The sequence below is a fragment of the Pseudomonas gorinensis genome, assembly GCF_042015035.1.
Classification (GTDB): Bacteria; Pseudomonadota; Gammaproteobacteria; order Pseudomonadales; family Pseudomonadaceae; genus Aquipseudomonas; species Aquipseudomonas gorinensis.
The window spans coordinates 6474584-6497417 of record NZ_CP167125.1 but is presented as its reverse complement, the minus strand read 5'-3'; the positions used below and the strand labels follow the sequence as shown (position 1 = coordinate 6497417).

General features: G+C 61.8%; 22 protein-coding genes. 15 read left to right on the top strand and 7 right to left on the bottom strand.

All coding sequences use genetic code 11. From position 1 onward, the window contains the following. The first annotated feature begins 168 nt into the window (after nt 1–168). The 13 genes from AB7933_RS29700 (at nt 169) to AB7933_RS29640 (ending at nt 12631) form a co-directional block, all read left to right on the top strand. Nucleotides 169–1434, top strand: a complete 1266-nt coding sequence (locus tag AB7933_RS29700) for a glutamate-5-semialdehyde dehydrogenase (protein ID WP_024077581.1) — start codon at nt 169–171, stop codon at nt 1432–1434. Continuing rightward, nucleotides 1434–2078 carry a nicotinate-nucleotide adenylyltransferase gene (gene nadD / locus AB7933_RS29695; RefSeq protein ID WP_041161029.1) on the top strand — a complete coding sequence of 215 codons (645 nt, stop codon included), beginning with the start codon at nt 1434–1436 and terminating at the stop codon, nt 2076–2078. The genes AB7933_RS29700 and nadD overlap by 1 nt, the downstream gene beginning before the upstream one ends. Nucleotides 2079–2147: 69 nt before the next feature. Then, entirely contained in the window at nt 2148–2642 is a 495-nt protein-coding gene (gene rsfS / locus AB7933_RS29690; protein ID WP_003176298.1) for a ribosome silencing factor, read from the top strand. Nucleotides 2643–2651: 9 nt separating this feature from the next. Further along, nucleotides 2652–3119 (top strand): 23S rRNA (pseudouridine(1915)-N(3))-methyltransferase RlmH, encoded by a 468-nt coding sequence (gene rlmH / locus AB7933_RS29685; protein ID WP_003176297.1) that lies wholly within the window; start codon nt 2652–2654, stop codon nt 3117–3119. Between the two features lie 15 nt (nt 3120–3134). Further along, nucleotides 3135–5033, top strand: coding sequence for a penicillin-binding protein 2 (mrdA, locus tag AB7933_RS29680; protein WP_024077579.1), 1899 nt, complete (start codon nt 3135–3137; stop codon nt 5031–5033). A 31-nt stretch (nt 5034–5064) separates the two neighbouring features. Further along, nucleotides 5065–6168, top strand: coding sequence for a rod shape-determining protein RodA (gene rodA / locus AB7933_RS29675; RefSeq protein WP_051448934.1), 1104 nt, complete (start codon nt 5065–5067; stop codon nt 6166–6168). Between the two features lie 17 nt (nt 6169–6185). Beyond that, on the top strand, nt 6186–7196 hold the full coding sequence (mltB, locus tag AB7933_RS29670) for a lytic murein transglycosylase B (protein ID WP_024077577.1): 1011 nt from the start codon (nt 6186–6188) through the stop codon (nt 7194–7196). Further along, nucleotides 7196–8194 (top strand): septal ring lytic transglycosylase RlpA family protein, encoded by a 999-nt coding sequence (locus AB7933_RS29665; RefSeq protein WP_024077576.1) that lies wholly within the window; start codon nt 7196–7198, stop codon nt 8192–8194. Before mltB ends, AB7933_RS29665 begins: the two co-directional genes overlap by 1 nt. A gap of 183 nt (nt 8195–8377) precedes the next feature. Further along, complete coding sequence (locus AB7933_RS29660) at nt 8378–9535, top strand: D-alanyl-D-alanine carboxypeptidase family protein (RefSeq protein WP_010562459.1); 1158 nt, start codon at nt 8378–8380, stop codon at nt 9533–9535. An 85-nt stretch (nt 9536–9620) separates the two neighbouring features. After that, a complete protein-coding gene (locus AB7933_RS29655; RefSeq protein ID WP_024077575.1) occupies nt 9621–9896 on the top strand; it encodes a DUF493 domain-containing protein in 276 nt (91 codons plus the stop codon). Beyond that, nucleotides 9896–10543, top strand: a complete 648-nt coding sequence (gene lipB / locus AB7933_RS29650) for a lipoyl(octanoyl) transferase LipB (RefSeq protein ID WP_024077574.1) — start codon at nt 9896–9898, stop codon at nt 10541–10543. The genes AB7933_RS29655 and lipB overlap by 1 nt, the downstream gene beginning before the upstream one ends. A 26-nt stretch (nt 10544–10569) precedes the next feature. Further along, nucleotides 10570–11571: a lipoyl synthase gene (lipA, locus tag AB7933_RS29645; RefSeq protein WP_162163623.1), complete on the top strand. Its 1002-nt coding sequence runs from the start codon at nt 10570–10572 to the stop codon at nt 11569–11571. 139 nt (nt 11572–11710) lie between these two features. Next, the gene (locus AB7933_RS29640) at nt 11711–12631 is read left to right on the top strand and encodes a S66 peptidase family protein (protein WP_024077572.1); all 921 of its coding nucleotides are present in this window, start codon (nt 11711–11713) and stop codon (nt 12629–12631) included. 68 nt (nt 12632–12699) lie between these two features. Here the strand turns inward: AB7933_RS29640 and AB7933_RS29635 are convergent, their stop codons facing one another. From AB7933_RS29635 to leuS, 5 genes are all read right to left on the bottom strand, one after another. Beyond that, a complete protein-coding gene (locus AB7933_RS29635) occupies nt 12700–14025 on the bottom strand; it encodes a lytic murein transglycosylase (protein ID WP_024077571.1) in 1326 nt (441 codons plus the stop codon). Nucleotides 14026–14086: 61 nt separating this feature from the next. Further along, on the bottom strand, nt 14087–14251 hold the full coding sequence (gene arfA / locus AB7933_RS29630) for an alternative ribosome rescue factor ArfA (RefSeq protein WP_003176285.1): 165 nt from the start codon (nt 14249–14251) through the stop codon (nt 14087–14089). Between the two features lie 226 nt (nt 14252–14477). Beyond that, nucleotides 14478–15515: a DNA polymerase III subunit delta gene (holA, locus tag AB7933_RS29625; RefSeq protein ID WP_024077570.1), complete on the bottom strand. Its 1038-nt coding sequence runs from the start codon at nt 15513–15515 to the stop codon at nt 14478–14480. 39 nt (nt 15516–15554) lie between these two features. Next, nucleotides 15555–16160, bottom strand: a complete 606-nt coding sequence (gene lptE, locus AB7933_RS29620; protein ID WP_024077569.1) for an LPS assembly lipoprotein LptE — start codon at nt 16158–16160, stop codon at nt 15555–15557. 89 nt (nt 16161–16249) lie between these two features. Beyond that, the gene (gene leuS / locus AB7933_RS29615) at nt 16250–18856 is read right to left on the bottom strand and encodes a leucine--tRNA ligase (RefSeq protein ID WP_024077568.1); all 2607 of its coding nucleotides are present in this window, start codon (nt 18854–18856) and stop codon (nt 16250–16252) included. 262 nt (nt 18857–19118) lie between these two features. Between leuS and AB7933_RS29610 the strand changes: the two genes are divergently transcribed. Both AB7933_RS29610 and AB7933_RS29605 read left to right on the top strand, forming a co-directional pair. Continuing rightward, nucleotides 19119–19436 (top strand): hypothetical protein, encoded by a 318-nt coding sequence (locus AB7933_RS29610; RefSeq protein WP_024077566.1) that lies wholly within the window; start codon nt 19119–19121, stop codon nt 19434–19436. A gap of 107 nt (nt 19437–19543) precedes the next feature. Then, complete coding sequence (locus tag AB7933_RS29605) at nt 19544–20305, top strand: YdcF family protein (protein ID WP_024077565.1); 762 nt, start codon at nt 19544–19546, stop codon at nt 20303–20305. Between the two features lie 122 nt (nt 20306–20427). On the opposite strand, the gene lnt is transcribed toward AB7933_RS29605, so the two are convergent. Together lnt and AB7933_RS29595 are read right to left on the bottom strand one after the other, a co-directional pair. Further along, a complete protein-coding gene (lnt, locus tag AB7933_RS29600) occupies nt 20428–21951 on the bottom strand; it encodes an apolipoprotein N-acyltransferase (RefSeq protein ID WP_024077564.1) in 1524 nt (507 codons plus the stop codon). A gap of 8 nt (nt 21952–21959) precedes the next feature. Beyond that, a complete protein-coding gene (locus AB7933_RS29595; protein WP_010206772.1) occupies nt 21960–22799 on the bottom strand; it encodes an HlyC/CorC family transporter in 840 nt (279 codons plus the stop codon). Nucleotides 22800–22834 lie beyond the last annotated feature (35 nt).

The following is a 22834-nucleotide window of genomic DNA, read 5'->3' as shown; positions in this document are numbered from 1 at the left end:
CAGGGTTATTACGGCTAAATGTGACGGAATAATAACAACTCCCACCTTAATTACGGCTGAACCCCAGGTTTTTACAGTTCATTTCGACCATCCGCCCCACACCGCTGTCAGTCGGGCGGCGTCACAGCTATAATCTGCCGCTTTCCTCTTTGCCAAGACTCCCTGACCATGACTGAGTCCGTTCTTGACTACATGACCCGCCTGGGTCGCGCTGCCCGTCAGGCCTCGCGGTTGATCGCCCGTGCGAGCACCGCGCAGAAGAACCGTGCCCTGCTGGCCGCCGCCGATGCTCTGGATGCCTCGCGCTCCGAGCTGACCGCCGCCAACGAACTGGACCTGGCCAACGGCCGCGCCAATGGCCTGGAGCCGGCCCTGCTGGATCGCCTGGCACTGACCCCGGCGCGTATTGACGACATGATCGAAGGCTTGCGTCAGGTGGCCAAGCTGCCTGATCCCATCGGTGAAATCCGTGATATGCGTTACCTGCCGTCCGGCATCCAGGTCGGCAAGATGCGCGTGCCCCTGGGCGTGATCGGCATCATTTATGAGTCGCGCCCGAACGTGACCATCGACGCCGCGAGCCTGTGCCTCAAGTCTGGCAATGCCACCATCCTGCGTGGCGGTTCCGAGGCGATCCATTCCAACCGCGCCATCGCGGCCTGCATCCAGCAGGGCCTGGCCGTGGCCGAACTGCCGGCCGAAGTGGTGCAAGTGGTGGAAACCACCGACCGCGCAGCGGTTGGCGCGCTGATCACCATGCCGGAATTCGTCGACGTGATCGTGCCGCGCGGTGGCAAGAGCCTGATCGAGCGCGTCAGCCGCGATGCCAAGGTGCCGGTCATCAAGCACCTGGATGGCGTGTGCCACGTGTTCATCGACGTTGCCGCCGATATCGACAAGGCAATCCGCATCGCCGATAACGCCAAGACCCACCGCTACGCCCCGTGCAACACCATGGAAACCCTGCTGGTGCACGCCGGCATTGCCGAGCGCGTGCTACCGCCACTGGCTGCCATCTACCGTGACAAGGGCGTGGAGCTGCGCGGCTGCGAGCGTACCCGTGCGCTGCTCGGCAGCGACGTGATCGAAGCGACTGAACAAGACTGGTACACCGAGTACACGGCGCCGATCCTGTCGATCCGCATCGTTGACGACCTGGACCAGGCCATCGAACACATCAACCAATACGGCTCCAAGCATACCGACGCCATTGTTACCGAGCATTTCAGCGATGCCCGGCGTTTCCTCAACGAAGTGGATTCCGCTTCGGTGATGGTCAACGCCTCGACGCGTTTTGCCGACGGCTTCGAGTATGGCCTGGGGGCTGAGATCGGTATTTCCACCGATAAGCTCCACGCACGCGGCCCGGTTGGCCTGGAAGGCCTGACCAGCGAGAAGTACGTAGTGTTCGGCGACGGTCATGTGCGCACTTGATGGCTAAACGCATCGGGCTGCTCGGCGGTACCTTCGACCCCGTACACATCGGCCATTTGCGCAGCGCCCTGGAAGTCGCGGATGCCCTCGCGCTGGATGAGCTGCGCCTGGCGCCCAATGCCCGGCCGCCGCATCGCGATACGCCGCAGGTGTCTGCGCAGCAACGCCTGGAGATGGTACGCCTGGCCGTTGCCGGTATACCGCCGCTGGTGGTGGACGATCGTGAGCTCAAGCGCGATAAACCGTCCTACACTGTCGACACCCTGGAACTGATGCGCGCTGAACTGGCGGCAGATGACCAGTTGTTTCTGCTTTTGGGCTGGGACGCATTTTGCGGCCTGCCCTCTTGGCATCGTTGGGAGGAACTCCTCCAGCATTGCCACATCCTGGTGCTGCAACGCCCGGATGCCGACAGCGAACCGCCGGATGCCTTGCGCAACCTGCTGGCCGCGCGGTCGGTAAGTGACCCCTTGGCCCTGACCGGGCCGAACGGGAATATTGCATTCGTCTGGCAGACCCCGCTTGCGGTGTCTGCCACCCAGATCCGTCAACTGCTGGCCAGCGGGAAGTCGGTACGTTTCCTGGTGCCTGACGCGGTCCTGGCCTACATCGATGCGCACGGGCTTTACCGTGCGTCGAACTGAAAAGGCGCGCTTGAACGCACGAACAGTCGTGCAGCAAGCGCCCGAACATACGAGCAAAACGAGTTTTTTATGACGAACAAAGACGTAAGCAAAGTAAAACGCAAAGGCACGTTCAAAAGCGCGCCGCTGCCGGTTGAAGCCCATGTTGGCCCGGAGCTGGCTGGCGAAGAACTGGTAAAAGTCGCCGTTGCCGCCCTGGAAGACGTGAAGGCCCAGGACATCCAGGTCCTGGACGTGCGCGACAAGCAGAGCATCACCGACTTCATGATCATCGCCACGGGTACCTCCAACCGCCAGATCGGCGCGATGCTCGACAAGGTTCGCGAAGCCGTGAAGGCCCAAGGCGTCAAGCCGCTGGGTGAAGAAGGCAAGGGCGACAGCGACTGGGTGCTGCTGGACATGGACGACGTGATCGTTCACATGATGACGTCCAACGCCCGTCAGTTCTACGACCTGGAACGTCTGTGGAAAGGCGCCGAGCAGAGCCGCGCCGCTGATGGCAAGCACCACAGCCCGGAAGTGGGCCACGCGCACTTCGACAAGCTCAACAAAGACCAGGAATAAGGAACGGCTGTGCGCCTGCGTCTGATTGCTGTCGGTTCACGCATGCCCAAGTGGGTGGAGGAAGGCTGGCACGAGTATGCCAAGCGTCTGCCCGCCGAGCTGTCGCTGGAGCTGGTGGAAATACCGCTCAATACCCGGGGCAAGAATGCCGATGTGGCGCGCTTTATCCGTCAGGAAGGCGAAGCCATGCTGGCCAAGGTCGGCCCCAACGAGCGCATCGTCACCCTCGAAGTGCACGGCAAACCCTGGAGCACCGAGCAGTTGGCGGTGGAACTGGATCGCTGGCGCCTGGACTCGCGCACCGTCAACTTCATGGTCGGTGGCCCCGAAGGGCTGGCGCCGGAAGTCTGCGCGCGGGCGGACCAGCGCTGGTCGCTGTCGGCGCTGACGCTGCCGCACCCGTTGGTAAGGATTCTGATCGGTGAACAGCTGTATCGCGCCTGGACAGTCCTGTCCGGGCACCCTTATCACAAATAATCTGCGCCCCTCCCGATGACCCAGCCGATCCGCATCAAGGACCACGAGAAAGACGCACGTCTGGTACGCGCGCGCGTGGTGTTTGGCGCGATCATGGTGGTGACGCTGATTGGGGTGCTGATCGCTCGTCTGTATTTCCTGCAGGTGATCCAGTACGACTATCACTCCACATTGTCGGAAAACAACCGGGTGCACGTGCAACCGATTCCACCGACCCGTGGCCTGATCTTCGACCGCAATGGCGTGGTGGTAGCGGATAACCGGCCCAGCTTCAGCCTGAGCATGACCCGCGAGCGTTCCGGCGATTGGCAGCAGGTCCTCGACGTTATCGTCGAAGTACTGCAACTGACCCCGGAAGACCGGGTGATCTTTGAGAAGCGCATGAAGCAGGGGCGTCGGCCGTTCGAGCCGGTGCCGATCCTGTTCGAGCTGACCGAAGAGCAGATTGCGCGCATCGCGGTGAACCAGTTCCGCCTGCCGGGTGTGGAGGTGGTGGCGCAGTTGGTGCGGCATTACCCGCAAGGGCCGCACTTTGCGCACTCCGTCGGCTACATGGGGCGGATCAACGAGAAAGAGCTGAAAAGCCTCGATCCGGTCAATTACAGCGGCACCCACCACATTGGCAAGACCGGTATCGAGCGGTTCTACGAGCCCGAGCTGCACGGCCAGGTGGGTTACGAAGAAGTCGAGACCAACGCCCGCGGCCGCGTGCTGCGGGTGCTCAAACGCACCGATCCGGTACCGGGCAAGGACATCGTGCTGAGCCTGGACATCAAGTTGCAGGAGGCGGCCGAGATGGCGCTTGGCGGCCGTCGTGGTGCGGTGGTGGCACTGGATCCGAGGACGGGCGAAGTGCTGGCCATGGTCAGCCAGCCGAGTTTCGACCCCAACCTGTTTGTGACCGGCATCAGCTTCAAGGCCTACGCCGAACTGCGTGACTCCATTGACCGTCCACTGTTCAACCGTGTGCTGCGTGGCCTGTACCCACCGGGTTCGACCATCAAACCGGCGGTGGCGATTGCCGGCCTGGATGCAGGCGTGGTGACGGCGTCGAGCCGCGTGTTCGACCCCGGCTACTACATGCTGCCCAACTACGATCACAAATACCGTAACTGGAACCGCACCGGTGACGGCTATGTCGATTTGGATACCGCGATCATGCGCTCCAACGACACCTATTTCTACGACCTGGCCCATAAGCTGGGGATCGACCGTTTGTCCGCCTACATGGGCAAGTTCGGCCTGGGTCAGAAAGTCTCCCTGGACATGTTTGAAGAGTCCCCCGGCCTGATGCCGTCGCGGGAATGGAAGCGCGCGACCCGCCGCCAGGCGTGGTTCCCTGGCGAAACCTTGATCCTCGGTATCGGCCAGGGCTATATGCAGGCCACGCCTTTGCAGTTGGCCCAAGCCACCGCGCTGGTGGCCAACAAAGGCATCTGGAACCGTCCGCACCTGGCCAAGACCATCGAAGGCGAGAAGCCGGTGGATGAAAACCCGATCCCGGATATTGTGCTGCGCGACCCGTCCGACTGGACCAAGGTCAACCACGGCATGCAGCAAGTGATGCACGGCGCCCGGGGGACCGCACGCAAGGCGGCCCTCGGTGCGCAATACCGCATTGCCGGCAAGAGCGGTACCGCCCAGGTCGTGGCAATCAAGCAGGGTGAGAAATATGACCGCTCCAAGGTCCAGGAGCGCCACCGCGACCACGCCTTGTTTGTGGGTTTCGCCCCGGCTGACGACCCGAAGATCGTGGTGGCGGTGATGGTCGAGAACGGCGAGTCCGGCTCCGGTGTCGCCGCGCCTGTGGTGCGGCAGATCATGGATGCCTGGTTACTGGCCGACGACGGCAAGCTCAAGCCGGAATATGGCGGCCCCCCTTCAAGCACCGAGGTTACGGCCAGTGAAGAGTAATTTTGATCGCATCCTCTCCAGCGAGGATGTGATGCGTCGTCGCGCGACGTTGCTGCAACGCATGCACATTGATGGCCCGCTGTTGATTCTGCTGCTGACCCTGGCCGCCGGCAGCCTGTTCGTGCTGTATTCGGCCAGTGGCAAGAACTGGGACCTGCTGATCAAGCAGGCATCCTCGTTCGGCCTGGGCCTGTTGTCGATGGTGGTGATCGCCCAGCTTGAGCCGCGTTTCATGGCGCGCTGGGTGCCGCTGGGCTACGTCGCTGGCGTATTGCTGCTGGTGGTGGTGGACGTGATGGGCCACAACGCCATGGGCGCGACCCGCTGGATCAACATTCCGGGGGTGATTCGCTTCCAGCCGTCGGAATTCATGAAGATCCTGATGCCGGCGACCATCGCCTGGTACCTGTCCAAGCGCACCTTGCCGCCGCAGCTCAAGCACGTGGGGATCAGCCTGATCCTGATCGGCGTGCCGTTTGTCCTGATCGTGCGCCAGCCGGACCTCGGCACATCGCTGCTGATCCTGGCCGGCGGTGCGTTCGTGCTGTTCATGGGGGGGTTGCGCTGGCGCTGGATCCTCAGCGTGCTGGCGGCTGCCATCCCGGTGGCGGTGGCCATGTGGTTCTTCTTTATGCACGACTACCAGAAGCAGCGGATCCTGACCTTCCTCGACCCGGAGAGCGACCCGCTGGGCACCGGCTGGAACATTATCCAGTCGAAAGCCGCCATCGGTTCCGGCGGCGTATTTGGCAAGGGTTGGCTGCTGGGCACGCAGTCGCACCTGGACTTTTTGCCTGAGAGCCACACCGACTTCATTATTGCGGTGATGGGCGAGGAGTTTGGCCTGGTCGGCATTTGCGCCCTGTTGCTGATCTACCTGTTGCTGATTGGTCGCGGCCTGGTGATTACCGCCCAGGCGCAGACACTGTTCGGCAAATTGCTTGCCGGCAGCCTGACCATGACTTTTTTTGTTTACGTTTTCGTCAACATCGGTATGGTCAGTGGCCTGCTGCCGGTGGTTGGGGTGCCATTGCCGTTTATTAGCTACGGCGGAACTTCGCTGGTGACATTGCTGTCAGCGTTTGGGGTTTTGATGTCGATTCATACGCATCGCAAGTGGATCGCTCAGGTTTGAATAAGGTGAAGATGTCAATGCAAGTAATGCGCGGCTGGGCGACTCGGCATGCGTCCTGGATGAGCCTGATTGGGCTGCTGGGGGCAACGCAAGAGGCGCAGGCCGGTGACTACGATGGTTCACCCCAGGTCGCCGAATTTGTCGGTGAAATGACCCGCGACTACGGTTTTGCCGGTGAACAGCTGATGGGCGTGTTCCGCGAAGCCCAGCGCAAGCAGGCGATCCTCGACGCCATCTCCCGCCCCGCCGAACGCGTGAAGCAATGGAAGGACTATCGCCCGATGTTCCTCACCGACGCCCGCGTGGCCCGCGGCGTGGACTTCTGGCGCCAGCATGAGGCCGTGCTGGCCCGCGCCGAGCAGGAATATGGCGTGCCGGCCCAGGTCATCGTGGCGATCATCGGCATTGAAACCTTCTACGGGCGCAATACTGGCAGCTACCGGGTGATCGACGCCTTGTCGACCCTGGGCTTCGATTACCCGCCCCGCGCCGAGTTCTTCCGCAAGGAACTGCGCGAATTCCTGCTGCTGGCCCGCGAAGAGCAAGTCGACCCGCTGACCCTCAAGGGGTCCTACGCCGGGGCCATGGGCCTGCCGCAATTCATGCCGAGCAGTTTCCGCGCCTACGCAGTGGATTTTGACGGCGACGGGCATATCAATATCTGGAGCAACCCGGACGACGCCATTGGCAGCGTGGCCAGCTACTTCAAGCGCCATGGCTGGGTCGGGGGCGAACCCGTGGTGGTTCGCGCCGAGGTCAGCGGGGAGCGGGCCGATGAAGGCTTGACCCAGGGGATCGAACCGGTCAAGACCGTCGGGGAGTTGCGGGCGCTGGGCTGGTCGAGTCAGAATGCGCCACGTGATGACATGCCGGTGACGGCCTTCCGCCTGGAAGGCGAAAACGGCCCGGAATACTGGATGGGCCTGAAGAATTTCTACGCAATCACGCGTTATAACCGCAGTGTGATGTACGCCATGGCCGTACATCAGCTGTCAGACATGCTGGTCCAAGCACGGGGCAACAAGTAATGCGGGCATCGCTGTTCAATAAACCGCTCAAGCTGGTGGCGTTCACCGCGTTGTCCTTGCTGGTTGTCAGTTGCTCCACCAGTCGCGGTCCGGCGCAGAAGTCGGGCGGCAGCGCGATTCGTTCCCAGCCGGGCCTGGACATCAACCGCGCGCACAAAGATGGCGCGCCGTGGTGGGATGTCGACGTGTCGAAAATCCCGGATGCCACGCCCACCCTGCATACCGGCGCCTACAAGGCCAACCCGTATACCGTGCTGGGCAAGACCTACTTCCCGCTGCAGGACTCCAAGACCTACGTGCAGTCGGGCACGGCGTCGTGGTACGGCACCAAGTTTCACGGCCAGAACACCGCCAACGGCGAAGTGTATGACCTGTATGGCATGAGCGCGGCCCACAAGACGCTGCCGCTGCCCAGCTATGTACGCGTGACCAACCTGGACAACAACCGTACGGTGATCCTGCGGGTCAACGATCGTGGACCATTCTATTCAGACCGGATCATCGACTTGTCCTACGCTGCCGCGAAGAAACTCGGCTATGCCGAAACCGGCACCGCGCGGGTCAAGGTCGAAGGCATCGACCCGGCGCAGTACTGGGCCCAGCGTGGCAAGCCCGCACCGTTGATGCTCAATGAGCCGCAGACGCCGCAACCGCAGGTGACCGCTTCGGCCGGCAAGATCGAGCAGTGGACGCCACCACCGGCACAGCACGCCCCAGATACTGTCGTCGTGCCGCATGCCGCGCCGGGGGCTTCTACCGCCGGCGGCCAATACCTGCAAGTGGGCGCTTTCGCCAACCCGGACGCGGCAGAACTGTTAAGGTCCAAGTTGAGCAGCATGGTCAACGCGCCGGTGTTCATCAGCTCCATCGTGCGTAACCAGCAAACGCTGCACCGCGTGCGCATGGGCCCGATCGGCTCGCCGAGCGAGGTTGCGCAAGTGCAGAACAGCGTGCGCCTGGCCAACCTGGGGCAACCCAGTGTGGTCACCGCCGAATAAGTACCAAAAGATAGATGGTTCGGGCCCGTGCGCGGGGCCGAACCCTGGTTGTTGGCTCGTTGAACAATAAAACCCAGGGGCAAGGGGTGAGCGGGCAACCGAACACGTGACAGTCTGGCAACGGGCTGTCTGAATGAGTTTTGCCCGCGAGGGCAAGTTTCCATAAGTAATTTCGAGAGACGGATGAACATCACCACCTTAGCCAAACGCACGTGCCTGCTTATCTCGCTGATCATCACCCCGGCCGCCTGGGCGGTTGAAATGGTGCCGGCTTCACCGCAACTGGCCGCCAAGGCCTGGGTCCTCATGGATGCCGCCAGCGGCAACGTGCTGGTCGAGAACAACGGTGACCAGCGCCTGCCGCCGGCCAGCCTGACCAAACTGATGACTGCCTACATCGCGACCCTGGAAATCCGTCGCGGCCAGATCGGCGAGAACGACCCGGTGACCGTCAGCGAAAACGCCTGGCGTACCGGCGGTTCGCGCATGTTCATCAAGGTTGGCTCCCAAGTAACGGTGAGCGACCTGCTGCACGGCATCATCATCCAGTCCGGTAACGACGCCAGCGTCGCCCTGGCCGAGCACATCGCCGGCAGCGAAGACGCGTTCGCCGACATGATGAACAAAACCGTGGCCGACCTGGGCATGACCAATAGCCACTTCATGAACCCGACCGGTCTGCCGAACCCTGAGCACTACTCGTCGGCACATGACATGGCGATCCTGGCGCGCGCGATCATTCGTGTCGACCCGGTGCACTACGCGATCTACTCCCAGAAGGAATTCTTCTGGAACAACATCAAGCAGCCTAACCGCAACCTGCTGCTGTGGCGCGACAAGACTGTCGACGGTCTGAAGACCGGCCACACTGAAGAAGCCGGCTACTGCATGGTGTCGTCCGCCGTGCGTGACGGCCAGCGCCTGATCGCCGTGGTCTTCGGCACCAACAGCGAGCAGGCGCGTGCCGCCGAGACGCAAAAACTGCTGACCTACGGCTTCCGCTTCTTCGAAACCCAGACCTTCTACCAGAAGGGTGCTGAACTGGCGACCGCGCCGGTTTGGAAAGGCGCGACCTCGCAAGTCAAGGCTGGCCTGGCTGAAGACCTGACCCTGACCATGCCTAAAGGCCAGCTGAAAAAGCTCGCTGCCAGCATGACCATGAACCCGCATCTGGTTGCACCAATCGCCAAGGGTGATGTGATCGGTAAAGTCGAAGTGAAGCTGGACGACAAGGTGGTGCACAGCGCCGACCTGATCGCCCTGGACGCCGTCGACGAAGGTGGTATCTTCCGCCGCGTGTGGGATAGCATCCGTCTATTCTTCTACAGCTTGTTCAACTGATAAGTGTGCACCTGCAAAGCCCCGTGTTGATCCGACACGGGGCTTTGCCCGTCGCCACGGCTTACGCTTACGAGGCCGTTACGCCATGACCGATAAAGAAGTAAAGGCGCCAAAGATCGAATTCCCAAACGTGGATTATCCCGTCAAGGTGATCAGCGATACCGGTGTAGGCAACAAAGACACGATTCTTCAGATCGTGCGTAAACACGCGACGATCAATGACAACCGGGTGGACGAGCGTTTGAGCTCCAACGGTAAATACACCACGATCCAGTTGCACATCGTTGCGACCGGTCAAGACCAGCTCTACGACATCAACAGCGAACTGCGGGCCACCGGCTTCGTGCACATGGTGCTGTGATGCCACAGGTCCTGGGCTTTCGCGAGCTCGGCCGGATGGACTACGAGCCCGTCTGGCACGCCATGCAGCGGTTCACGAATGAGCGCGGCACTTCGGCGCCCGATGAAATCTGGCTGGTGGAGCACCCGCCGGTGTTCACCCAGGGCCAGGCCGGCAAGGCCGAACATCTGCTGCTGCCGGGGGATATTCCGGTGGTGCAGGTCGACCGAGGGGGGCAAGTGACTTACCATGGGCCCGGTCAACTGGTGGCTTACCTGCTGCTGGACGTGCGCAAGCTGGGTTTTGGCGTGCGCGACCTGGTAAGCCGCATGGAGGCTTGCCTGATCGAGCTGTTGGCCAGTTATGGCGTGAGCGCCGCGGCCAAGCCCGATGCACCCGGTGTGTATGTGGACGGCGCGAAAATCGCGTCCCTCGGTTTGCGGATTCGCCACGGTTGTTCCTTTCATGGCCTGGCCCTGAACGTGGACATGGACCTGGCACCGTTCCGGCGCATCAACCCGTGCGGTTATGCCGGGCTGGCGATGACCCAACTGAGCGACCACGCCACACCGATTAAATTTGCCGAGGTAAGTGCCCGGCTGCGTGCGCAGCTCGTCAAACACCTCGACTATGCTGAGCAGACGACCCTCACGGGCGGAATCGACTGATTATGACTACTGATGCAGTGCAAACCATGATCCCGACGCTGGACGTTACCGAGCGTCCGGCCCCGGCCCCGCGTGCCAAGGTGGAAGCCGGCGTCAAGCTGCGCGGCGCCGAAAAGGTTGCACGCATCCCGGTCAAGATCATCCCGACGACCGAACTGCCGAAAAAGCCTGACTGGATTCGCGTGCGTATTCCGGTCTCGCCGGAAGTCGACCGGATCAAGGCCCTGCTGCGCAAGCACAAGCTGCACAGCGTGTGCGAAGAAGCATCGTGCCCGAACCTGGGCGAGTGCTTCTCCGGCGGCACCGCCACCTTCATGATCATGGGTGACATCTGCACCCGTCGTTGCCCGTTCTGCGACGTCGGCCACGGCCGGCCGAAGCCACTGGACGTCAACGAACCGGAAAGCCTGGCCATCGCCATCGCCGACCTGAAACTCAAGTACGTGGTGATCACCTCGGTAGACCGTGACGACCTGCGCGACGGCGGCGCCCAGCATTTCGCCGACTGCATCCGCGAAATCCGCAAGCTGTCACCGAACGTGATGCTCGAAACCCTGGTCCCGGACTACCGTGGCCGTATGGACGTGGCGCTGGAAATCACCGCCGCCGAGCCGCCAGATGTGTTCAACCACAACCTGGAAACCGTGCCGCGCCTGTACAAGGCCGCGCGCCCGGGTTCGGACTACCAGTGGTCGCTGACCCTGCTGCAGAAGTTCAAGCAGATGATGCCGCATATTCCGACCAAATCCGGCTTGATGCTGGGCCTGGGCGAAACCGACGAAGAAGTGATCGAAGTCATGAAGCGCATGCGCGAACACGACATCGACATGCTGACCCTGGGCCAGTACCTGCAACCGTCCCGCAGCCACTTGCCGGTACAGCGCTTCGTACACCCGGACACCTTCGCCTGGTTCGCCGAGGAAGGCTACAAGATGGGCTTCAAGAACGTCGCGTCGGGCCCGCTGGTACGTTCCTCGTACCACGCCGATGAGCAAGCCAAGCTGGTCAAGGCTAGCCTGGTTTCCTGATAGGGGTTGAGATCCAGTGTGGGAGGGGGCTTGCCCCCGATTGCGGTATGTCAGTCACTCCATGTGCTGGCTGATCCACCGCTTTCGGGGGCAAGCCCCCTCCCACATTTCGTTCCGCGTTAGTTAGGGAGAGTTGTGTATGACTGCAGCCGTTCCAGCCCTTCGCTCTGAAGGCACCATCGCCCTGATCGCTCCCGCCGGCCCTGCCGTGCTGGACGTTGAAAAGGCTGGCCAATGGATGCGCACGCGCGGCTACGATCTGCGAATTTCCCCCGGTGTCTATGAACGCGACGGCTACCTCGCCGGCAGTGATGCAGTACGTCTGCGTGACCTGCACGCCGCTTTTGCCGATCCGGAAATCGACGCTATCTTCTGTTTGCGTGGTGGTTACGGCACGCCGCGGCTGCTCGACGCGCTGGACTTCGACCTGCTGCGCGCCAACCCCAAACCCTTTGTGGGCTACAGCGACATCACCGCTTTGCACCTTGCGATCAGCCACTATGCGGGCTTTGTGACCTTCCACGGCCCGATGCTGAATGCCGACTTGCTTGGCGGCAAGCAACCCCCCACCGAGTCATCACTGTTCAACCTGCTGCGAGGCCAGCTGGGCGCAGGCAGTGTGTTGGTGCACCCGGTGGCCTACCCGTTGACTACGATCGAGCCTGGTATCGCCTGTGGGCGCTTATTGGGGGGCAACCTGTCAATGATCGCGGCGGTGATGGGGACGCCCTACGAAATCGATGCCGAGGGCATCATCCTGTTTATCGAAGACGTCAACGAGCCGATCTACCGCATCGACCGTCTGCTGACGCACCTGCGTCTGGCGGGCAAGTTGGCTCAGGTCGCCGGTGTGCTGGTAGGGGATGTGGCGGGGGTGGATAACGTTGCGCTGGAGCGCCTGCTGAAGCAGACGTTCGAGCCGTTGTGCATACCGGTGCTGGCCGGCTGGCGCAGCGGGCATTGCGATCCGAACCTGACGCTGCCGATGGGCGCGTTGGTGCGGTTGGATGCGGGGGAGCAGCGGGTGGTGTTGGAGCAGGATGTGGTTGTCCGGCCCTGAATCTATTGGCGTTTGCTAAACCGCTATCGAGGGCTTGCCCCCGATAGTGGTCGTCGCCATAAGCAGATCTAACGGTTCTGCAACGACTCCAGCAACTTCACGGTCGGATACCCATCCGCTGGCCAGCCCAACGATTGCTGCGCCGCCCGAATCGCCTTGCGCGTGTTCGCGCCGATAATTCCGTCCGGGTTGCCCGCGTCATAACCATTGGCGCTCAACGCCGTCTGCAGGTCGATGCGCTGTGAACGGCTCAGCGGCAGCTCATCCTTCGGCCAATCCCCACGGATCACACCGCCTCCACCAAACCGTTCCGACAGCAGGCCCACGGCCAGCGCGTAGGACGATGAGTTGTTGTACTTGAGGATCGCGCGGAAATTATCCAGCACCAGGAACGCCGGGCCACGGTAGCCGGCTGGCAGCAGCAGCGCGGCGGACAGTTGCCCAACGTTGGCCGGCATGCTGGCCCCCGGTGGCAACTGGATACCCAGTTTCAGCCATTCGGCCACGGTCTTGCGTATACCGCCGTCGGCCAGGGCGTAATCGAAGTTCGCCGGCAGTTGTTGCACCTCGAAGCCCCACGGTTGGCCTTTCTGCCAGCCGGAGCTTTGCAGGTAGTGAGCGGTGGAGGCGAGGGCGTCGGCCGGGCTGTTCCATATATCGCGGCGACCGTCGCCATCGAAGTCCACGGCGTGGGTATTGTAGGTGGTCGGGATAAATTGGGTCTGGCCCATGGCGCCGGCCCAGGAGCCTTTCATCTGGTCGGCCTGGATATCGCCATGCTGGATGATCTGCAGTGCGGCGAGCAATTGCGCCTGGGCAAAGGCCGGGCGACGGCCTTCGTAGGCCAGGGTCGCCAAGGAGCGGATCACCGAGTTATTGCCTTGGAACTGGCCGAAGTTGCTTTCCATGCCCCAGACCGAGACCAGTGCCTGGCGGTCGACGCCATACCGTTGCTCGATGCTTTGCAGGATATCGGCGTACTTGATCAGCATTGACTGGCCGTTACGCACGCGCACCGGCGACAGGGCGCCATCGAGGTATTCCCACACCGGGCGGGAAAACTCCGGCTGGCTGCGGTCAGCGCGGATCACCGCCATGTCGGGGGTAACACCGGCAAATGCATTATCGAAGACGGCGGGTGTAATCCCGGCCTTCAAGGCTTGCTCGCGGAAACCGGCCTGCCATTCGGCAAAGGTCTGGGTGGGCTGGATGTCGAGATTGTCCACGGCCAGCGGGGCCACGACAGCGGGCGCTGCGACGGGGGCGGTCTGCAATGTCGGCAGGGGTTGAGCGTCCGCGGCGGTGGGCTTTTCCGCGCAGGCGACAAGCAGTATGAGGCTGGAGGCAGCGATCAATTGGCGAAGGTGCCAACGACGGGAAAGACTAGAGGGCATGCACAGGTCCAGGGATTACAAATCAGGTGCAGACCTTATCATGCCGGAGGGGCGCTTGCCTTCAGGCAGCCAGAAAGTAAGAAGCCTCCCAGCTATTAGACTGGAAGGCTTCGCGGCGGTAGCTGCCTTTGCCCTTGCCGGCGCGTTCCTGACGGCTGCGGAACAGTGGCTGGGCGATGATGGATTTGGCCTTGTTGGGGCCATGCTTGGATGGCTTTTTGCTCATGGTTGATGCTCTCTTCAGGTGGGATGCAGCGGTGCAAATCATCTGCCGAAGCCAGGCTGCTGTAAAGCCCATGAATTGTAAACGCAGTCAAAAATGTGGGAAGGGCGGTGCGATGATTCGACTTGCTCCCGATCGTGGTGGATCAGCTAAAGATGCAGTGGCTGACACGCCGCTATCGGGGGCAAGCCCCCTCCCACATTGGTTTTGCGGTGTTTTTAAGAGGGGGCTATTCGGCGGGGAGTGTCAGGCGCTGTCCGGACATCAACAGCGACAAACGACTCAAGCTCATCCACGGCGAACCGGCAGCCTGGCCCTTGATCTGCGCATCGATGCGCTGCGCTTCCAGCAGCAATTGCGCCCAGCGTTGCGCCGAGTGCCGTTGCAGGGCTTTGCTCATCAGGGGCTTGCGTTTGTCCCACACGGGCGGCCGGGCCTGGCTGAAGCATTTGTCGAGCGGCGTGCCCTGGCTGTATTGCAGCGCGATATTGGCCAGCACCCGCAGTTCCCGGGCCAGGGCCCAGAGGATCACCGGCGGTTCCACGCCTTCGCCGCGTAACCCTTCGAGCATGCGCAGGGCGTGGGCCGGTTCGCCATTGAGGATCGCGTCCACCAGCCCGAACACGTCAAACCGCGCACTGTCGGCTACTGCGCCTTGCACGGTCTCGACGGTGATCTGCCCGTCTTCAGCCATCAGCTTGAGCTTTTCGATCTCCTGGGCGGCGGCAAGCAAGTTGCCTTCGACCCGGGCGGCGATCAGCTCGACCGCATCTTGCGTCGCCGATAGCCCCGATTGTGACAGGCGCTGACGAATCCATTGCGGCAACTGGCTGCTATCCACCGGCCAGATCTGGATGAACTGGGTCTGCGCCCCTTCCACCAGCGCCTTGCCCCACTTGGTTTTCTGCGCACTGCCGTCGAGCTTGGGCAGGCTGATCAGCAGCACTGTGTCTTCGGCAGGTCGTGAACAGTACTCGATGAAGGCGGCTGCGCCTTTGTCTCCGGGCTTGCCCGACGGCAAGCGCAGTTCCAGCAGGCGTTTTTCCGCAAACAGCGACATGCTGGCGCCGGCTTGCAGCAGCGTGCCCCAGTCGAAACTGGCGTCGGCGCTGAACACCTGTCGCTCATCGAAGCCGTGCTGGCGTGCGGCAGTGCGGATGGCGTCCGCCGCTTCCTGGCACAGCAGCGGGTCATCACCGCTGACGATATACACCGGCGCGAGGCCACCTTGCAGGTGTTTGGCGAGTTGGGCGGGGGCGAGTTTCATAGGCTGGGCGAACGGGGCGCCTGGGGCGCCCCGTCTGGCTTACTCGACAGGGACTTCAACAGGCGATTGTTTCGGCGTGTTGTTTTCGTACTCTTGCGCGGCTTTCAGGGCGTCGGCGTCAGCCTTGGCCTTGTTGTCGGCGTTTTGCTGCAAGGTGTCGAGTTGTTGTGGGGTCAGCATCTGCAGGCGCACGACCATGCGTTGCACCAATTCACGACGCATTTCCTTGCGCACCTGGATGCTTTCCGAGTCCGAACCCACCAGGTTGTTGCCGTCGTGGCTGACGATTTTCTGCACCTGGACCTTGTCACCCATCAATGGCAGGTGTTCGCGGCCTTGGATTTCGAAGTTGAGCTCACTGCTCAGTTCGATGTCCGAGGCGCGGCCGGCACTGGCGTAGCTGAGGTTACGCTGGGTTTCTTTCTCGTTTATCAGGACCAGCTTATAGGGCGCGCCGGTGTAGACGTGCACACCGCTGTTTTCCAGTACCTGGCGCAACTGGGTCACAGTATTGCCGTAGGCGTCGCGGGCGCTGACGTCCAGTTCCTTGATCGCCAGTTCATTGGTGCCAGTACCGCGCAGCTGGAAGCCGCAAGCGCTCAGCAGCACGGCAAGGCCCATCACCAGCAAATTGCGTTTGATCATTTTGTTGCTCCCCTTGAAACCATGTGGGCCTTATCGAGGCCCTGGAGGTTTTGTTCGGCGCAGGGCCCAAGCCCTGCGCCCGATCCGATTTAGCTCGCGACGATATTGACCAGCTTGCCGGGCACCACGATCACTTTGCGGATCGTCAGGCCTTCGGTAAAGCGCAGCACGTTCTCATTGATGCGTGCGGCCGCTTCGACGTCTTCACGGCTGGCGCTGGCAGGCATGTCGATGTGCCCGCGCAGTTTACCGTTGACCTGGATCACCAGTTGCAACGTGTCCTGTACCAGCGCGCTGTCATCCTGCACCGGCCAGCGGGCATCGATGACCGCGTCGCTGTGGCCCAGGCGGCTCCACAGTTCGTGGCTGATGTGCGGCGTGATCGGGGCCAGCAGCAAGGTGACCGTTTCCAGGCCTTCCTGAACCAGCGCACGGTCCTGTTCGGTGGCGTGTGGTGCTTTCTCCAGCACGTTCATCAGGGTCATCACCTGGGCGATGGCGGTGTTGAACTTGTGGTGCTGACCCACATCCTGGCTCGCTTGCTTGATGGCCAGGTGGGTACTGCGGCGAATGGCTTTCTGCTCATCATTCAAGCCCGCTACATCCAGCTTGCCAGGCAGGCCCTGGCTGACATGGGCATGGGCCAGGCGCCAGACGCGCTTGAGGAAACGGTGCGAACCTTCGACGCCGGAGTCGGACCATTCGGCGCTCATGTCAGGCGGCGAGGCGAACATCATGAACAGGCGGCAGGTGTCTGCGCCGAACTGGTCGATCATCGACTGTGGGTCGACGCCGTTGTTCTTCGACTTGGCCATCTTCTCGGTGCCGCCGATTTCCACCGGCAGGCCGTCGGCGATCAGCTTGGCGCTGATGACCTTGGCCTTGCTGTCGCGCTCCAGTTCGACGTCCGCCGGGTTGAACCAGGTGTAGGCGCCATTGGCCTCGCGGCGATAGTAAGTCTCGGCGACGACCATGCCCTGGGTCAGCAGGTTCTTGAACGGTTCATTGGAACTCACCAGGCCTTCGTCGCGCATCAGCTTGTGGAAGAAGCGCGCGTACAGCAGGTGGAGAATGGCGTGTTCGATACCGCCGATGTACTGATCCACCGGCAGCCAGTGGTCGGCCGCGGATTTTTCCACCAGGCCGCCTTCATAGTGCGGCGAGGCGTAGCGGGCGTAGTACCACGAGGACTCGACGAAGGTGTCCATGGTGTCGGTTTCACGCTTGGCAGGCTGGCCGCATTTCGGGCAGTTGCACTCGTAGAACTCGGGCATGCGCGCCAGCGGCGAACCGGCGCCGTCCGGCACCACGTCTTCCGGCAGGATGACCGGCAGTTGGTCTTCCGGCACCGGCACGTCGCCACAGCTTTCGCAATGGATGATCGGGATCGGGCAGCCCCAATAGCGTTGGCGGCTGATGCCCCAGTCGCGCAGGCGGAACTGGGTGCGCGAGGCGCCGAGGTTTTTCTTGATCAGTGCGACTTCGATGGCGTCGAAGGCGCCGGCGAAGTCCAGGCCGTCGAACTCGCCGGAGTTGATCAGCTCACCGTGCTCACCGTAGGCGTCTTGCCACGGGGCCGGGTTGGTGTCGCCCGAGCTGGTGCGCACCACTGACTTGATCGGCAGGCTGTATTTGGTGGCGAATTCGAAATCGCGCTCGTCGTGGGCCGGCACAGCCATTACTGCGCCATCGCCGTAGTGCATCAGCACGTAGTTGGCGACCCAGACCGGCAGCTTTTCGCCGGTCAGCGGGTGCTCGACGAACAACCCGGTCGGCAGGCCCTTTTTCTCCTGGGTGGCGACGTCGGCCTCGGCCACGCTGCCGCCTTTGCATTCGGCAATGAACGCCTGCAGTTCAGGGTTGTTGCGGGCAGCCTGGGTGGCCAATGGGTGCTCGGCAGCCACGGCGACGTAGGTCGCGCCCATCAGGGTGTCTGGACGGGTGGTGAAGACTTTGAGTGCGCCGGCTTCGCCGATGGAGTCGACGTTGTACGGGAACTGAACTTCCATGCCCTTGGACTTGCCGATCCAGTTGCGTTGCATGGTCTTGACCTGTTCAGGCCAGCCCGGCAAATCGTCGAGGCTCGACAAGAGTTCGTCCGCGTAGGCGGTGATCTTGAAGTAGTACATCGGGATTTCGCGCTTTTCGATCAGCGCGCCGGAGCGCCAGCCGCGACCGTCGATGACCTGCTCGTTGGCCAGTACGGTCTGGTCGATCGGGTCCCAGTTCACGGTGCCGCTTTTTTTGTAGATCACGCCTTTTTCGAACAGGCGAGTGAACAGCCATTGTTCCCAGCGGTAGTAGTCCGGCTTGCAGGTGGTCACTTCGCGAGACCAGTCCACCGCCAGGCCCAGGCTGCGCAGCTGGGACTTCATGTAGGCGATGTTTTCGTAGGTCCACTTGGCGGGAGCCACGTTGTTTTTCATCGCGGCGTTTTCCGCCGGCATGCCGAAGGCGTCCCAACCCATGGGTTGCAGGACGTTCTTGCCTTGCATGCGCTGGTAGCGGGAAATCACGTCGCCGATGGTGTAGTTACGCACATGCCCCATGTGTAGCTTGCCGCTGGGGTAAGGGAACATCGATAGGCAGTAGAAAGTCTCCTTGCCTGGCTGTTCACTGACTTCAAAGGACTTTTGCTCGTCCCAGAAGGTTTGGGCGGCATTTTCTATTTCACGGGGCTGATATTGTTCGTGCATGGCTACTTTTGAACTGGATAGGGGTGGCCTAATCCTCTTCGGTGCACTGTCCGGGTTGATCGACACCAAAAAGCGGCGCGTCCGTGCCCAAACCCTGCGGGAAGTGGAGTTACAGGAAGCGCCGTAGCATACATGACCCCACTCTATCGAGGGAAACCCTGATTGCGCCACCGAGGCCGTCTGTCGCGGCACCGGGCAGGCGCAGCCATGGGGGCTACGCTGTTTATTGGGGAGTGAGTCTTATCTTCAATGAGGTGAGGGGATGGTGGAATCGCAGCGAATGTTATCTAAATCGGATGTATACCAAGGACTGATCGACCGCTTGGGTCGGGCACTGGATGCGGCAAGTACTGCGGACCGATTGCGTGATGAACGGCCTGTGGAGTTGGAACTGCGAGGCTTGAGCCGCGCAGAGTTGGAACTGATCACGGCTTACCTGGAAAGGAATGGACGCGCGGTGTCGAGCGGTGTGGCTTCCCCGCCATACAGTGAACCCCCGCGGTCGGCCAAGGTGGTGTGGCTCAAGGATGTGTTGGCTGGTCGCGGCCCGGAAAAACGTCGGGCCGTACGGTTCAAGTAATGCACCCTCCTGTTGCTGCCTGATCATCGCAACCACAGCTTTGCTCTTAAATAGTGTCGCTCAACCCCCGTTACACCTTAGGCTTCGGGCATCTATGGAGATGCCCGATGCCTATTCGTTACTTCATCAAACAACTGTTACTGCCGCCTGGCATTCTTTTGCTGTTGCTCGCGCTTGCCTGGTGGTTTCGTCGCAGCCGTCCGCGCCTGGCAGGATGCTGTTTTGCCCTTGGGCTGGGGGGCATGTGGCTGATGAGCTTGCCGGTCGTGGTGGAGTGGGGCGCGCGGGCCCTGGAGACGCAACCGCCCTTGGCCCGCGAGGACTGGTCGACCCTGGCCGAGCGCGCTGATGCCATTGTGATATTGGGTTCGGGCCGAGAGCGTGGCGATCCGGCCTGGGGTTCGGACCAGCCCACGGGAATCGGGCTTGAGCGCCAGCGCTATGCCGCGCGTTTGGCCAAGGCATCCGGGTTGCCGGTGTTGACCAGCGGTGGTTTGCACTACGGGACGCCGCCCAGCGAGGCTGAGTTGATGGCGGTGTCGATGCAAGATGACTTTGGCGTCATGGTGCGCTGGAAGGAAGAGCGCAGCCGTACCACGTGGGAAAACGCGCAGATGAGCGCCGGGATTCTGTTACCCGAGGGCATCAAGCGCGTGGTGCTGGTGACCCAGGCCTGGCATATGCCGCGTTCGGTCTGGAGCTTTGAAAAGGCCGGCTTTACCGTGGTGCCGGCGCCTGTCGGTTTCCTGGGCGTGGACAACGCCCGGCCACTGGGCGGCTGGATGCCGGAGTTCAAGTCAGTGTGGCAGAGCGGGCAGTTGCTCAACGAGGCGGTGGGGCAGGTGGGGTATCGGTTGTTCTATCGATAGCACCGCAAATCAAAATGTGGGAGGGGGCTTGCCCCCGATAGCGGCATTTCAGTCAAAACATCTGTGTCTGAACAATTGCCATCGGCGCGCGCGCCCTCCCACATTGGTTTGGTGTTGCCTGGTCAGACGGTTTTGGACATCCGGCCCGCCAGCAGTGCCCAGCCAAACAGCCCCAGGCACAGGATGATCAACGGCCATGAGCGCCATTGCAGATACGGTGTCAGGTTGTGCATCGGCACCACGTCGCCGTAGAGAATGCCGCGCTCGAACTGCGGGATTTGCGCGGTGATCTGACCATACGGGTTGATCAGGCCGGTCACGCCATTGTTGGTGGCGCGGATCATCCAGCGGCCGGCTTCCAGCGCACGCATTTGCGCCATTTGCAGATGCTGCAAGGGGCCGATGGAGGTGCCGAACCAGGTGTCGTTGCTGATGGTCAGCAGCAGGTCGCTCTGGGCCGACAGGCCAGCGGCGAATTCCGGGTACACCACTTCATAGCAAATGAACGGTGCAATCTGATAGCCCTTGGCTTGCAGCATTGCCTGGTCGGACGGGCCACGGGCGAAGTCCGACATGGGCAGGTCGAAGAAGGCAATCAAGCCGCGCAACATGTCTTGCAGTGGCACGTACTCGCCGAAGGGCACCAGTTTCTGCTTCAGGTAAGTGCCGTCCCCTTCACCCACTACGGTGATGCCGTTGAAGTAGCGCTTGTGATGATGCACTTCCTGGCGAATCGGCACACCGGTGATCAGGGCGGTATGACGCTCGGCGGCGAACTTGCCCATCATCCCCAGATAACCCTCGACCGATTCCTTGAGCACCGGCACCGCTGTTTCGGGCCATACCAGCAGGTCGACGCGCTTGGAGCTGAAGCTCATGTCGCGGTACAGCGCCAGTTGCGCATTGAGCTGCTCGGGGTCCCACTTCATGCTTTGTTCGACGTTGCCCTGGATCGCCGCCACGCTTAACGGTGCGCCGGAAGGCGAGGTCCAGTCGTGATGCTTGAGGGCCAGGCCGATTGCCCAAGGCGCCACCAGCAACAGCAGGCCAGTGCCGATAAAGGCGTTGCGCCGGGTTGCGAGCAGGCGTGGCAGGTTGCACAGCAAGGCTGCGGTCAGCGCCAGCGCAAAGGAAATCAGCCACATGCCACCCACTGGCGCGAGGCCGGTGAGGGGGCCGTCGAGTTGACTGTAACCGGAGTACAACCAGGGGAAACCGGTGAGGAACCAGCCACGAAAGGCTTCCTGGCCGACCCACAATGCGGCAAAGGTCAGGGCGTCGGCCAGCGGCGCTTCATTGCGGCGCAGCCAGCGCGCCCACAGCCACGCGGGTAAGGCGAAGAACAGGGCAATGGCGGCGGTGAATGCCAGCATCAGCAGCCCGGCCAGCAGCACCGAGGCGCCGCCGAAGTGGTGGATGCTGTAGTAGATCCAACTGGTGCCAGCGCCAAACAGACCGAAACCGAAACACCAGCCACGGCCCATGGCCTGGCGTGGGGACAATTCCCGCAGCCCGACATAAAACAGTCCGACCGCCAGCAGCGCAAACGGCCACAGGTCGAACGGCGCCAGCGCCAGGGTGGTGATGGCGCCGGCCACCACGGCCAGCAGGTTACCGGGCCAGCCGGGAGCGATGAAACGGCGCATGTCAGTCCTTAGCGGGCAATAGGTGTCAGACGGATCAGGTGGATGCGACGGCTGTCGGCATTCAGGATGCGGAAGCGATACGCACCGATCTCGGTGGTTTCATTGCGCTTGGGCAAATGACCAAATGCACTCATCACCAGGCCGCCGACGGTATCGAACTCATCGTCGGAGAACTCGCTGTCGAAGAACTCGTTGAAGTTCTCGATCGGTGTCAGCGCCTTGATCAGGAAGTCACCGCTGGGCAGTGGCTTGATGTAGCTGTCTTCTTCGACGTCGTGCTCATCTTCGATATCGCCGACGATTTGTTCCAGCACGTCCTCGATGGTTACCAGGCCAGCCACGCCGCCGTATTCGTCGATCACGATGGCCATGTGATTGTGGTTGGCGCGGAATTCACGCAGCAGCACATTCAGGCGCTTGGATTCCGGGACGAACGTGGCGGGACGCAGCAGGTCCTTGATGTTGAAGCTGTCGCCGTTCTCCTTGAGGATCAGTGGCAGCAGGTCCTTGGCCAGCAGGACACCCATGACGTCGTCATGGCTTTCACCGATCACCGGGTAGCGCGAGTGCGCCGAATCGATCACGGCCGGGAGGAATTCCCGTGGGGTCTGGGTCGCCTTGATGCTGATCATCTGCGAGCGCGGGACCATGATGTCGCGAACCTGCAGGTCAGCCACCTGGATGGCGCCTTCGACGATGGCCAGCGCTTCGCTGTCCAGCAACTTGTTCTGGTGGGCTTCGCGCAGCAGCTCCAGCAGCTCCTGGCGGTTTTTCGGCTCGTGGGCAAAAGCCTGGGTCAGTTTACCCAGCCATGACTTTTGCCCGTTGCTCGATCGGTCTTCGCTCATAGCGATTACTCTAAATCCTTTGTTGTTTCAGTTAA